Origin of the sequence: Paenibacillus sp. FSL R7-0189, from assembly GCF_037969925.1 — a bacterium.
Lineage (GTDB): Bacteria > Bacillota > Bacilli > Paenibacillales > Paenibacillaceae > Paenibacillus_AQ > Paenibacillus_AQ odorifer.
This window is the reverse complement of record NZ_CP150223.1, coordinates 4,140,256-4,152,497: the sequence shown is the minus strand read 5'-3', so window position 1 is coordinate 4,152,497 and position 12,242 is coordinate 4,140,256. Positions and strand designations below refer to the sequence as shown.

Below are 12,242 nucleotides of genomic sequence, written 5' to 3'. Positions count from 1 at the left end.
TTGAAAGTGAAAAAATGGATCTCCAGTCTCATCATTGTTGCATTACTTGCTTTGGCTAGTTACTGGTTTGAACAAAACGGAGAGCCTACAGACCCCTCGTCTCCATCCAATTCGAGTGTTGTTCAGCTAACCTTCCCATCAGACCGCTATCCTGAGACCGCCAAGCATATTCAGGATGCCATTGCGAAAGGTGAATCCGCCACATGTACGATTAACCGAGAGCAGGCTGAAGAGAACCGCAAAGAGTCCTTAAAAGGGATCCCTACTAAAAAGGGATATGACCGGGATGAATGGCCAATGGCTATGTGTGAGGAAGGCGGCGTTGGTGCCGACATTGAATACATAACGCCAAGCGATAACCGCGGGGCAGGAAGCTGGGTTGGCAATCAGCTGGAGGATTATGCAGACGGAACCCGGGTAGAATTTATGTTTAAATAACGATCTGTCTGACCATCCCCAGGCAACAGAATAGCCCCACCTGGCATTCGCCAGACGGGGCTATACTTCACATCAGCTAACTTAGAATAAGCAAGCTTTAGTGATGATAACCAGCAAGATGAAAAGTACCAGGATTGCTCCTGTAGAAGTCCAAGGACTACACACCGGACCTACTGATGCTGGACTTACTACCGGACCTACGTTACAACCACAACCATGTTCCATACCCATTTTCAATTCCTCCTAATGATTAATGACTACAGCACAAGATATGTAAAAAGGAGATAAGCCGTTTGGGCGAATTGGCAAACAAATGCCAATCACCTAATGAATTGAAGGCGGACAGTCGATAAACAGGATATACACAAAGGAGGTGCAATATGGATATAGCTGCATTATCAATGGCAATGAGCCAAGCATCCTTAGCTCAAAATGTTGGGATACAGGTCATGAATATTGCCAAGAATCAGGCTGAAACCCAGAGCCAAACTATGGTGGAAATGCTGGGCAAAAGCGTTGCTCCGAATTTGGGAAAAACACTTGATATTAGTGTGTAATTGCTTTATGCTAAGGATACATGAGAACGAACGTTCCTATGTATCCTTAGACTTTTTTTTACTCTACATAGCCCTTCGGGCTTTTCTTTTGCACATTTATGCGAACATACGATCCCATTAGTGATTTATTAGTGATTTTAAACGAGGTGAATAAGTTGGAGAACATGAAATCATATTATCAAATGACTGTGCTTGAGAAATGGACGGAGGATTTATACAAGCGATTAAATCTTCATCAGCCTTCGCAAATTTCAATATCGTATATTGCAGAGCGGCTTAATATCTGGGTTCATTATTTGGATGTGAGAAGCAAGAGCATTGAAGCGTCTGCAGGGATGTACAGCCTGTTTATCGACAACCGCCTTCCAGCCAATCTTCAACGGCTAGAGTTTCTTCATGAACTGTGTCATCTACTTCGCCATGGCAGCGATAATCAGACCTTGATGCCAGAGCATTTCACGCGGGCACAGGAGGACGAATCCGAGCGTTTTATCTTGTATGCGGCGATGCCTTACTCCATGATCTCCCGCATGACATTGCCTGAGCAACGGGAAGATGCCATCTCCTATCTTGCAGCAGAATTCCAAGTACCTGCCGAGCTGGCCTTACAGCGGATTGATCAGATCCAAAGACGTGTGTTCCAAGGGCAATTATTGGCCGTGATGGGAAGAAACGAAGAACGACAGACACATATTCGCAACGGATCACGGAGATAATAAGCTTAGTTGCAGTAGTTCTCTGCATATTCATTTATGGTGGAATTTCTCGTGAGGGGGAACGACATGGAAGCCATTAAAGTAATTGAATTATTACTGACTCATCCGGATTATAATGTAGATGCAGTACACCCCGAAATCCCGGATTTTGTGGGCATTGAGACGATTGAGGTGGATCACGAAACGGGGACCTTCTCCATTTTATTGCAAGAACCCAAAGAAGACTAAAAGAGAATCATTATTCTTCATAAGTTAAAAGGCAGCAAATATAGTATGTCCCGGCAATTCTTCGTTCGCCTACGCCTGGATTACTATCGGTATTTGCTGCCTTTTTGTATTACACAACCCCAAATTAAAAACCATAAGATTTTCATCCCCGGCAGCCTCGGACTTGCCTGGTTTTCCAGCACCTTAATTCGCTGCTCCAGCTCCAGTATTTTCTCTTCTTCCTGCGTCATATTCTTACCTCCTTTCTTATTTGTACATTTACAAGATATCTATGAATGACATAATAGTCTCTGTATATTATCTTATACTATATACAAATTATCTATATGGAGGGAATTAATGAAGAAAAATACAAAATTAATCTTCATCGTTCTAATCCTGTTAATCTGTGGAATAACATCCTTAGCCCTCCACTCCTTCCGAAATCATATGAACAGAGAAGTCATTCATTATCTAATAGAGACAAGAAATTATAAGAAGGAAGATTTTTATAAAGTATACACCCAGATTGCCAAAGCTCCCCTCGTAAGTACCACGGTGATTTTTGCAGACGAACCCTACGCAAGATACTTTTATCGAAAAGAAAATGGAAGGATCTATCAATACAGCAGGGCTCCTGTTAAAGGTAATGATCCTAGCTATACATATAAACATATCGAAGAGGATCTCCAGTGAAGGAGTCACTCTATTAAAAAGACGCGTTTGTCCAGCAGTCAGCACTTGGTGCTTGGGCAAATGCGTTTTTTTTGATCTCCTCTGTTCTAAATAAGTAACCATCGTTTGCGTAGACAATATTGGCGTGCTGCTTAGCAGCTATCGGACACAGTTGATCTTATGCGTAGCATAACCCTCCATTTCGAAGTGTAACGGACCCCATCGCCTTTATTGGCATGAGCAACACCTTACAAGGCCCACTTTTTAAGGAATAGCGTCACTGGGGTCCGCGAACTTGCTCAAAAGTCTATTTATATGCAAATAACGACTTCTGAGTCCATAACCCTCTGGCGATAATTTATGAATAGGCATCCTCTACTCTCAAACACAAAGAAATTTTCTCAGGAACAAAATGTGACCTAATGCCGTCCTAAATGGTGTTATAGGTAAAGGGGGGCACAGTATCATGCAGCGATCCATGACCCGGCCGGGAAATCATGTGATGAAGAGTTACGAAATCTACGCAGATATGCTGTTCCGGATCGCTTTGGTCCATCTAGGCAGCCGGCAAGATGCCGAAGAAGCCACTCAGGATACCTTCATCAAGCTAATAGAAAAAGCGCCAAAGTTCAAAGATGCCGAACATCAGAAGGCATGGCTGATCCGGGTAATCACCAATCATTGTAAAACACTACTGGGCAGAGGCTGGCGCAAGCGCGAGGTTAAGCTGGAGAGCGCTGAGCCAATTGCGGCAGACAGCCCCGAGGATTGGGCTCTGCTGCAGTTAGTTATGGCGATGCCCATGAAGTATAAAACCGTAATCCATCTTTATTATTACGAGGACTATCCCATCCAGGAGATCAGCAAGATTCTGCAGATTAGCCAGTCTGCCGTGAAGATGAGACTTCAGCGGGGACGGCAACTGTTAAAACTGGAGCTGGAAGGAGCGGAACCACAGTGAAGGAAGATCAGTTTCGAACAACATATAAGAAAGCGGTGGATTCGATGAAACCAGGTGAAGAAATGAAAAAAGAATTGTTCGACAAAATGGAGCAGCGGCAGGAGCGGAAACGTCCGCGCAAGACGGTTTATATCGCGGCAAGTGTCGTGCTCGCCGCAGGAATCGGTCTGGCTGGGCCTAGTATATGGCAGCAGTTGAACAGTCAGAGCTCCCCGGGGCAGGTTGCCCAGGTAACTCCGGGTGTAAGCAATGCTGGCAATTCGGGCACAGCTACATCGGGCAGCATTGTCATTCCCAAGCTGAAACTGCCAGATAAGGAATCTGGCGTGAAGGCAGATATGATCGCCTTGGTCGTGTATAAAAATAATATTTACACACAGTCAGCGACTCGCATCGACGCTGCCGATGCTGCCGCTCTGCGCGGTGACAAGTTAGGACGCACTACAGGCGGCATCAACGAATGGAGCGGTAACGACGAATATATTGAGTTAGCCTCGAACATCGGCGAAACGGATCTCTATTCCGTGAAGGGCTATGATTCCAGCTTCCTGATTATGTCCTATTCGGAAATCAACGGCGAGGTATTCGCTGAACTGTATGAGCACACGAACGGCATCACCATAAACAGCGGCGCCGACCTATTCGGCAAGCTGAATCTTGAAGGCCGAGTTACTTCAGCTCAGTGGGAAAGCTTCAACAGCTGGAACAACGGCCTCCAGCAGCAGGCGCCAATCGCCAATGGCGAGGCGCTTGAAGGTTTTCTTACAACACTTCAAGCGGCTAAACCACTGGCAGCAGAGCCGCTGATCGAACAAGGCATCTACGACAGCGAGGACCGCAAGATCATCTATTTGCAGCTGGAAGACAATGCCCGAGTAGAGTTGACGCTGTTCGGTCAAGGCCTTGTACGCTACGGTCTAGCACCGGTATTCTTCGATGTCGAATCCGGGGCATTCCAGCAGCTGTGGGACAGCATGAAACTTTAGGGATGTTGGTGGATACCCAGGGCCTGTGGTTGGGACTGCGGTTGGGATCGGGATTGCGACTGAGATTAGGACTGTGATCGGGACTGCGATCGGGATTGCGACTAGGGCTGCGGTTGGGATCGCGATTGCGATCGGGGCTGCAACTGCGGTTGGGATCGCGATTGCGATCGGGACTGCGATCGGGACTGCGATCGAGATTGAGATTGGGACTGCGGTCGGAAGCAATTGGGTACATCGTTTCGATCGCCTTGCTCTCCATTGGAGGAATTTAGCTGACTGCTAACAAAAACGGCGCTGCTTCCAAACCATTTCATGGTTTGGAGCAGTGCCGTTTTGTGCTTTACTGTATGGTTTATGAGCCCGCATACTAGATATGCTGGTTGTAGAGGTGAAACTACTGACTGTTCCTTTATAGGCTACTTCTCATTGTAATTTCTGCAACTACATCTGCGAGGAGCATGGCACTAACGAGCTAACGAACTAACGAACTAACATCCTCCACCTCGAGCTATCGGACCCAGATGCCGCTATTTGCTGATTTTCAGCCTTTGGAGCATGGTTTCGGACCCCATGGTCGCTAATGCCTAGAAAGAGACTCAAATGCGGTACTTTTTATGCCAATAGCGACTATGGAGTCCGTTAGAATTGCAAATGTGGAGAAAAACCTCTTTAAGGGTCAGCTGGGTCCGATAGGAGCCTCATACCAAAAATGCTCCCTAATCAAACGAAGTTTGGTGTTTAGTATAAGTAAGTTTGCAGCAAGAAAAAGTGCCCCAACAGCTATTTTATCGGATACTGGATAACTCTTTCTTTTTTTCTGTCCATAACAAATCTTTCATACTCCAGAGTCCTTATGTTACTAATCCTCAGTCAAATACAATTCAAATTTCCTCACTATTAAACTATTTCACATGGTAAAATAAACCTGATTTAAATAAAAGGAGAGTACATAATATGGGATTTTTCAAAGGAGTATTACAGGGTCTTCTTACAATAATAGAAGATAGAGAATATCAGAAACTTTCGGAATCAAATACTATAAAAATCGATAATAAATTAACTTATACTCCAACAGTAAACAGACAATTCGCCATCATTGAAATTAAAGGTAATAATTATCTGCATAAAGATAGCATATTGAGCATGAAATTGAGTTCAGGATTTTTATCCATTGGAAACGTTATGATAAGTCGTTCATTAGTGTCAGGAAATCTTGATATGCTTAATTTATCGCAAGATGACTTTAACAATGGCGTTAACCTATATGGAATGATTTCCGATGAACGACAGAATGTAACAGAGATAGTATGTTGCTTGAAAAATGATATTTCCTTAATTCAAGGGTACGTTCAAGAAGCGCTCGCTATTAAAAAGAATGAAGCTGAAAGAAAATTCATAATTCAACAAAATGAACAACTTAGGAAAGAAGAGGAAGAAAAACGAAAAAAATCACAAAAAGAATACTTCCAAACGCATATCAAAGAAAAACAAATTATGAAATATGGAATACGTCACACTAAATGCTGGAGATGTCATGCTCCTTTAGGCACTGAGACACACCCTATTCATTATTCTTGTGGTTGGCTCCAGTGTGACTGCGGTGCATGTAAATGCAATTATCACAGATAGTAAAAGAGTATTTTCGTTTTCATCGGTTACTTCTCCTTAGTGGGTACTTGTAAACTCAACCGCGGTGACCGGGGGCTAGAGTTATTGCTGGATTAATTCTTTAGGAAGCAATTCGCCCCAAAGGCAAATCAAAAGTACGCAGTATTTAGAGCATGCTTCTACATTGTGCGTTCAGTCATTCGCGAGCATCTCCTGTTGAGCATTATAATCCGACTACTACGACATAAAAAAGGAACGCCCACCATGGACGCTCCTTTTTTTCTTATTCGTCTACAAAATTCTAGCTAGTTACGCATTTACACTTTCCGTTTTTCGATCCTGTCTTGCGTGTAATGTTTTCATCGCAAATCTTGCTATCGGCTGCGCAACCAACAGTTCAATCCAAAATGCTATACCAAAGTTTCTTGGCCAGATGTGAAGGAAGTTTTTAAGTGGATCCAGGCTTATTTGTTTCGTCCCAACCCATGTGCCAATAATTGATAGTAAAATAGATAACACCGTGACATTCAATAAAGTATTCAACAGAATCCTTGCATTAAATCCATCTGTTTGTCCCATGAATTTCGGCATCACTTTCCCGACAATCGGTCCTGCAACTAATCTTACAGATAAAACTACGATCATCCACATAAACGGAATAACCTTTAGTGTATCTATATACACTTCCTTACTGAAGCCACGTTCCAACCCCACAATAATAGGGGCAATAGTGTTTACTGAAATGATTGAAATAATGAGTAAAAATAGTATACCTTCTTTTCCGTTTCTGGGCAGTCTTTTGTCTCCATGCATGTTTGTCATCTCCGTGAATAATATTTCAGATGGCAGACGTATCATGAGACATATATTTTTGGCCCAACAAAAAAGACCAATATCTCTACACACTGATTTAATAATTATAACATTTATTTAAAATGAATGTCAGAACTTCTACTAAAATTTATTAAATCCCCCTACTAACAAAGAACAGCTACCTGCATGCGCCTTAACAAGAGCGGCAGTGGCAGAGAAGTAAACTGCCGTACTCTACAAATGACACTAGAAATATTCTAGATTGGCTACAATGATAACCAGTGGTACTTTGCAAGGTTTTTCAGAATATTATTGATGGTCTTAAGGAACGCTATACGCAAATCGGGGCTAAAAAAAAGAATACGAGGACTCATACAAGGAAATTGACTTAGTATGTTGCTACTCTGGTCGGAACTATATAAAGCTAAAGGTAGCTGCTGAACGACTGGGTATGACTCCAGCGATGTTCAACGAATAATACTCACACCTACTCCCAATCATGCAAGAAGAGGCCGTTGATAAAATTGAAGCAGAACTGAATAAATACGCTGAAAAACAGCTCGAAACTGCAGAAAAATAATTCCCGTTAGCAAATCCGTTAGCAAACTCAAAATTCTGTTCTTTATCCATTCTACTTTCTTATATTGCTAAGCTTATAGACAGCAAAAAACCCTTACAAAGTAAGGGTTTTTGATAAGTGGGCCCTGAGGGACTCGAACCCCCGACCAATCGGTTATGAGCCGACCGCTCTAACCAACTGAGCTAAGGGCCCGGATCTAAAAATATCCGAATGTACAATTGCTGTTGTAATAAAATTGGTTGCGGGGGCAGGATTTGAACCTGCGACCTTCGGGTTATGAGCCCGACGAGCTACCGGGCTGCTCCACCCCGCGTCAGAAATAATATTCAAACAGCGACAATAAATAATATACAGTACAAAATGGGTCTACGTCAAGGATGAATTTGTAAAAGTTCTCAAGGCAAAAATCTAACCCCATATCTTCCTTTGCGGGATCGATAAATTTCCACAAAACTTGGGTCATGGTAGCCATAAATCCAGCCATCTTGCTCCAACCTTTTTGCTAAACAACCTGCTTGAAATCTCGTTCTGAACAGTTTCGCGAAGTATATCCAATTCATGATGCCCTCTTCTCCTTTTTGCAAATTAATCTCACGCTGCTCTGAACTTATCATGCCCAAGTTCCACAAAATAAGCCACCGGAAATCCGGTGGCCGCTACATATTCCAAAACTTAATCCCCTATAGAGTCGAAATAATATGTGGGATCTTTTTCGAGCGTACCCAGCATGGTATTCCCTTGCTTCTCCCAAGCTTTGAGGGCACTCTCCACCGTTCTTTTGCCCTGATAAACTTCTGTGAATAGTTGGCGCCCAACATCGTTAATACGGCTAATTCCAGGCTTCTGTGTTTGTAGGACGTTCATCAAAGGATCATTGGCTGGTAATGGTTTGAGCGTATAGAAGGATTCCAGATTTACTGAAGGTACCTTCGTGGTAATGTAATCCTTACGGGAAGTTAGTTCCCCGCGGGTATGAGCTTTAATTTTGGCTACCTCATTACTGTTGACGAACTTGATCAAATCCCAAGCATCTTCCTTATTAGCAGCCATAGTGTTGATAGCCATCATATTACCTACCCAAGTACCTACAGCCACTCCTGGTTTCTCCTTAAAAGTAGGTACGGTAACGAAACCCCAATCGACGGGACTGTAATTTTTAATTTTTGCTGCATTGCGGCTCACACCTGCAAGCTCATTAAGATAATCGTATTCTCCAATTACCATTGCAGCTTTTCCGGTAAGGAATAGATCCCCTTGGACAGGACTATAGGTGCTCCGTTCTGTTTCTATAAAATCCATACCGTTTAACCCAGGTGTAATTTGCTTTTTCACCAATTGGCTGTAGGTCGTCCAAGCTTGACTCCACTGTGTTTGGTTTACCTCCATCTTATGTCCCTTGTTGTCATACATAGCAAGCTCAAGCGGTGAGACATAGGTCTGCATATCCCAGAAAGGATCGCTCATATAACGGTTCATCGAAAATCCATATATACGCTTATCTTTATTTGTCGATTTCTTGGTCACCTTTTCGGCCAGCGCGAACACTTCATCCCAAGTCATTCCGTCCGTCGGATAACCTACACCAGCAGCATCAAAAATACCTTTGTTAAAATATAACGCACTCGACATAAAGGTCGGCGCTAACGCGTAAAGACTTCCTCCACCCAGCTCACGTACTCCATTTAACATTGTAGGTGCCATATTGCTTAAATCATATTGATCTCGTGCGATAAGCGGCTCCAGCGATTGCACCAGATTATGCTTCACCAAACTCTTCACCAATGTACTATCACCGACGATTACATCAACTGGCTGTGCACCGCCCATAATTGCTCGGATATTCTCCAGATTATCTGGGTTAACCTCTGGATAGGTGCTGTCAAAACGAAGCTCATTCATATTGATGGCTGGAATAATCTCAAGTTTGATTTCAGGATGCTGCAATTCATACATATCTGTAAACTGCTGACGAAAAGAAGAATCGTCCTCTCCAGACCAGAGGCTGCCAATACGTAGTACACGCTGTTCTGTAGATGGCTTAGAAGCCTCCGCCCAAGCTGTGTGCCTGCTTTCAGAAATTAAAGGCAATAGCAGTGCAGCACATACTCCAAAGCTTAACCAGCGCCGCCATAGCCTTCTATTATTATTTATATGATTCATTCTTGAACCCTCCCATAAAATACTCAATCCATCCACCTTATGAATAATTACCCATAATTCTAGTAACAGTATATAGCTTTATTCAGGAGGGGAAGTTACAGGCTGTTTAAAGTTATGCTACGATTTCTTCATATTATTTCTATAAAAAACATTCCGGGAGTTTTCTGAGGATCCTGATATGCCTTTCTACGGTAAGATAATTGCACTTTGTGCAACTATTACAGCTGTGTGTGTTGCGCTTCTCCTTTTAATTGCACTATGTGCAGTTAAAAAATGTTACTAGGTGCTTTCGGCGGATTTCTGGCGGATATAATTGCACAAAGTGCAACTATATCGCCAGATCTTCTAAGGAAGGTTAGTTTAAGTGCACGAACTGCAACTATTCTGCGTTTGAGACGACAGTGCGATGAAATCACCGGGTGTCAGTGCTAGTGTGACAGAGCGCAATATACCAGAGCGACAGAGCGTAATATACCAGAGTGACAGAGCGCAATAAACCAGAGTGACAGAGCACAATATACCAGAGCGACAGTGCGCAGGTCAGCCAAATGTCAGAATGTGAATGTGAATGCAAACACCAAAACCCTACTCTCCACTCCACTCCACTCTACTTTTCCTTTTACCAATACAGCATTTGCCTTCCCTACTAACTAACCTACTAACTAACCTGCTGCCTTTCCTATGACCGGCACAAATCGCCCCTTCTACGCAGGATAATTGCACTTTGTGCAACTATTAAAGCCGAATGTATTATGCTTCTTCCTTTTATTGCACTATGTACAGTTAAAAAACGTTATTAGGTGCTTTCGGCGGATTTCTGGCGGATATAATTGCACAAAGTGCAACTATATCGCCAGATCTTCTAAGGAAGGTTAGTTTAAGTGCACGAACTGCAACTATTCTGCGTTTGAGACGACAGCGCAATGGAATCACCGGGGCAAAGTATAGTATTCCAGAGTGTCAGAGCACCTTTTCCTTTTAATTGCACTCGGTGCAGTTAAAAAGAAAAGCCTCCCACCAAAATGTGAGAGGCCCGTCCAATCTATACTCAAATATTTAGTTTAAACGCCAAATGCGGAAGGATCTTTTCTCCAAGATTTCAGCAGTTCCACATCCGTAGCTGCGATCTCGCCTTGTGTAAGAGCCACATCAATCAATGTGCTGTAGTTGGACAAGCTTTGTAATGGCATTTCAGCGGCAGCAAAAGCATCGACCGCACGATCCAGCTCGTAGCTGAAGATTGCCAATACAGCCAACGCTTCTGCGCCTGCTTCTTGCACAGCTTGTGCTGCTTTGATGGAGCTTCCACCAGTGGAGATCAAGTCCTCGATAACGACTACCTTTTGCCCTGGCTTAATTAGGCCTTCGATCTGATTCTGCTTGCCGTGACCTTTAGCTTTATCGCGGATATAAGCCATTGGCAGATTGAGTTTATCAGCTACCCAAGCTGCGTGAGGAATGCCTGCGGTTGCTGTACCTGCGATCACCTCTGCATCTGGATACTGGCTTTTAATAAGCTCAGCGAAGGCATCAGCAATATAGTTACGTACCTCTGGGTAAGCCATAGTCAGACGGTTATCGCAATAGATCGGGGACTTAATACCAGAGGTCCAGGTAAAAGGCTCCTGCGGTCGCAGTGCCACCGCTCCTATCGTAAGCAGATAACTTGCTACTTGTTCACTTCTATTTAATGTACTCATGCTAGGGTCATCTCCTCAATAATATTTAGTGCTGCTTGACGTGGATCAGCTGCAGTTGTAACAGGACGGCCCACCACCAGGAAGTGGCTGCCTTGCTGAATGGCTTTGCCCGGCGTCATCACCCGGGACTGGTCACCTAGGGATGCACCTGCTGGGCGGATACCAGGTGTAACTGTGCAGAATGCGGGCCCACAAGCCTCTGCGATCGCTGAAGACTCTTGCGGTGAAGCCACTACCCCATCCAGACCTGCAGCGGCTGCCAGCTTAGCGTATCTGACTACAGTATCTGCTACGTCTCCTGCGATTCCAATTTCGTTATTCATCACTTCTTGGCTCGTGCTGGTTAGCTGTGTAACTGCGATAATCAAAGGCATTTTAAGCGTAGCATTCCCATTAACTACTGAAGCAGCGCCTTCACGGGCTGCAGCCATCATTGCCGAGCCTCCTGCGGCATGTACGTTAAACATATCTACACCGAGGTTCGTAAGGCTTTCTGCCCCGCCTTTTACCGTGTTAGGAATATCATGCATTTTGACATCTGCAAATACAGAATACCCCCGAGATTTCAGTTCATTAATGAATTCCGGTCCTGCTGCATAGAAGAGCTGCATTCCCACTTTCATATAACAAGGAATCCCTTCCAGCTTGTCAATCAAGGTTCTTGCCCCAGCAACATCAGGGTAATCCAAGGCGATCATCAAGCGATTCGCCATTTCATTCCACTTTGCATCTCCCTGTCCCATAACCGTTCTCCCATCCAGTGCAGACTTAAATCCACACTCTTCATTTATTAGCCCCTAGGCATAGCGGAACGGTCTGCGTAAACGCAAACCGCCCTATG

At 43.9% G+C, this 12,242-nt stretch carries 15 protein-coding genes and 2 tRNA genes; 9 read left to right on the top strand and 8 right to left on the bottom strand.

The genetic code is table 11. The features are described from left to right. Positions 1-6 precede the first annotated feature (6 nt). Positions 7-438, top strand: a complete 432-nt coding sequence (locus tag MKY63_RS18020; protein ID WP_036683407.1) for a NucA/NucB deoxyribonuclease domain-containing protein — start codon at positions 7-9, stop codon at positions 436-438. An 81-nt stretch (positions 439-519) separates the two neighbouring features. On the opposite strand, the gene MKY63_RS18015 is transcribed toward MKY63_RS18020, so the two are convergent. Then, positions 520-669 (bottom strand): hypothetical protein, encoded by a 150-nt coding sequence (locus tag MKY63_RS18015; RefSeq protein ID WP_155288175.1) that lies wholly within the window; start codon positions 667-669, stop codon positions 520-522. A 149-nt stretch (positions 670-818) separates the two neighbouring features. Between MKY63_RS18015 and MKY63_RS18010 the strand changes: the two genes are divergently transcribed. The 3 genes from MKY63_RS18010 to MKY63_RS18000 all read left to right on the top strand — a co-directional run bounded on the left by MKY63_RS18010 (position 819) and on the right by MKY63_RS18000 (position 1,939). After that, positions 819-995, top strand: a complete 177-nt coding sequence (locus tag MKY63_RS18010; protein WP_076098563.1) for a YjfB family protein — start codon at positions 819-821, stop codon at positions 993-995. Positions 996-1,159: 164 nt separating this feature from the next. Beyond that, entirely contained in the window at positions 1,160-1,711 is a 552-nt protein-coding gene (locus MKY63_RS18005) for an ImmA/IrrE family metallo-endopeptidase (RefSeq protein ID WP_076275677.1), read from the top strand. A gap of 66 nt (positions 1,712-1,777) precedes the next feature. Beyond that, a complete protein-coding gene (locus MKY63_RS18000; protein ID WP_155288176.1) occupies positions 1,778-1,939 on the top strand; it encodes a hypothetical protein in 162 nt (53 codons plus the stop codon). 83 nt (positions 1,940-2,022) lie between these two features. Here the strand turns inward: MKY63_RS18000 and MKY63_RS17995 are convergent, their stop codons facing one another. Then, complete coding sequence (locus tag MKY63_RS17995; protein WP_155288177.1) at positions 2,023-2,169, bottom strand: hypothetical protein; 147 nt, start codon at positions 2,167-2,169, stop codon at positions 2,023-2,025. 109 nt (positions 2,170-2,278) lie between these two features. Between MKY63_RS17995 and MKY63_RS17990 the strand changes: the two genes are divergently transcribed. The 5 genes from MKY63_RS17990 to MKY63_RS17970 all read left to right on the top strand — a co-directional run bounded on the left by MKY63_RS17990 (position 2,279) and on the right by MKY63_RS17970 (position 6,169). Next, the gene (locus tag MKY63_RS17990; protein WP_036683354.1) at positions 2,279-2,614 is read left to right on the top strand and encodes a hypothetical protein; all 336 of its coding nucleotides are present in this window, start codon (positions 2,279-2,281) and stop codon (positions 2,612-2,614) included. Between the two features lie 445 nt (positions 2,615-3,059). After that, complete coding sequence (locus MKY63_RS17985; protein WP_076275663.1) at positions 3,060-3,554, top strand: sigma-70 family RNA polymerase sigma factor; 495 nt, start codon at positions 3,060-3,062, stop codon at positions 3,552-3,554. After that, a complete protein-coding gene (locus MKY63_RS17980; RefSeq protein ID WP_081389421.1) occupies positions 3,551-4,540 on the top strand; it encodes a hypothetical protein in 990 nt (329 codons plus the stop codon). The genes MKY63_RS17985 and MKY63_RS17980 overlap by 4 nt, the downstream gene beginning before the upstream one ends. Positions 4,541-4,565: 25 nt before the next feature. Beyond that, positions 4,566-4,823 (top strand): hypothetical protein, encoded by a 258-nt coding sequence (locus tag MKY63_RS17975; protein WP_076275664.1) that lies wholly within the window; start codon positions 4,566-4,568, stop codon positions 4,821-4,823. A 671-nt stretch (positions 4,824-5,494) separates the two neighbouring features. After that, positions 5,495-6,169, top strand: a complete 675-nt coding sequence (locus tag MKY63_RS17970) for a hypothetical protein (RefSeq protein ID WP_036683363.1) — start codon at positions 5,495-5,497, stop codon at positions 6,167-6,169. A 288-nt stretch (positions 6,170-6,457) separates the two neighbouring features. Here the strand turns inward: MKY63_RS17970 and MKY63_RS17965 are convergent, their stop codons facing one another. The 6 genes from MKY63_RS17965 to pyrF all read right to left on the bottom strand — a co-directional run bounded on the left by MKY63_RS17965 (position 6,458) and on the right by pyrF (position 12,144). After that, entirely contained in the window at positions 6,458-6,961 is a 504-nt protein-coding gene (locus MKY63_RS17965; RefSeq protein ID WP_076098561.1) for a hypothetical protein, read from the bottom strand. 698 nt (positions 6,962-7,659) lie between these two features. Then, positions 7,660-7,733 (bottom strand) — tRNA-Ile (locus MKY63_RS17960). A 44-nt stretch (positions 7,734-7,777) separates the two neighbouring features. After that, positions 7,778-7,854, bottom strand: a tRNA-Met gene (locus MKY63_RS17955). Positions 7,855-8,213: 359 nt separating this feature from the next. After that, positions 8,214-9,701, bottom strand: a complete 1,488-nt coding sequence (locus MKY63_RS17950; protein ID WP_076275665.1) for an extracellular solute-binding protein — start codon at positions 9,699-9,701, stop codon at positions 8,214-8,216. Between the two features lie 1,061 nt (positions 9,702-10,762). After that, entirely contained in the window at positions 10,763-11,401 is a 639-nt protein-coding gene (gene pyrE, locus MKY63_RS17945; RefSeq protein WP_036683370.1) for an orotate phosphoribosyltransferase, read from the bottom strand. Further along, positions 11,398-12,144 carry an orotidine-5'-phosphate decarboxylase gene (gene pyrF, locus MKY63_RS17940; protein ID WP_036683371.1) on the bottom strand — a complete coding sequence of 249 codons (747 nt, stop codon included), beginning with the start codon at positions 12,142-12,144 and terminating at the stop codon, positions 11,398-11,400. The genes pyrE and pyrF overlap by 4 nt, the downstream gene beginning before the upstream one ends. Between the last annotated feature and the right edge of the window lie 98 nt (positions 12,145-12,242).

Excerpts from the sequence above, each read along its gene's own strand:
- MKY63_RS17965 (WP_076098561.1), bottom strand. The coding sequence starts at position 6,961 with ATGCATGGAGACAAAAGACTGCCCAGAAACGGAAAAGAAGGTATACTA.
- pyrE (WP_036683370.1), bottom strand. The coding sequence starts at position 11,401 with ATGAGTACATTAAATAGAAGTGAACAAGTAGCAAGTTATCTGCTTACG.
- MKY63_RS17950 (WP_076275665.1), bottom strand. The coding sequence starts at position 9,701 with ATGAATCATATAAATAATAATAGAAGGCTATGGCGGCGCTGGTTAAGC.
- MKY63_RS18015 (WP_155288175.1), bottom strand. The coding sequence starts at position 669 with ATGGGTATGGAACATGGTTGTGGTTGTAACGTAGGTCCGGTAGTAAGT.
- MKY63_RS18000 (WP_155288176.1), top strand. The coding sequence starts at position 1,778 with ATGGAAGCCATTAAAGTAATTGAATTATTACTGACTCATCCGGATTAT.
- MKY63_RS17985 (WP_076275663.1), top strand. The coding sequence starts at position 3,060 with ATGCAGCGATCCATGACCCGGCCGGGAAATCATGTGATGAAGAGTTAC.
- MKY63_RS17970 (WP_036683363.1), top strand. The coding sequence starts at position 5,495 with ATGGGATTTTTCAAAGGAGTATTACAGGGTCTTCTTACAATAATAGAA.
- MKY63_RS18010 (WP_076098563.1), top strand. The coding sequence starts at position 819 with ATGGATATAGCTGCATTATCAATGGCAATGAGCCAAGCATCCTTAGCT.
- MKY63_RS17990 (WP_036683354.1), top strand. The coding sequence starts at position 2,279 with ATGAAGAAAAATACAAAATTAATCTTCATCGTTCTAATCCTGTTAATC.
- pyrF (WP_036683371.1), bottom strand. The coding sequence starts at position 12,144 with ATGGGACAGGGAGATGCAAAGTGGAATGAAATGGCGAATCGCTTGATG.
- MKY63_RS17995 (WP_155288177.1), bottom strand. The coding sequence starts at position 2,169 with ATGACGCAGGAAGAAGAGAAAATACTGGAGCTGGAGCAGCGAATTAAG.
- MKY63_RS18005 (WP_076275677.1), top strand. The coding sequence starts at position 1,160 with ATGAAATCATATTATCAAATGACTGTGCTTGAGAAATGGACGGAGGAT.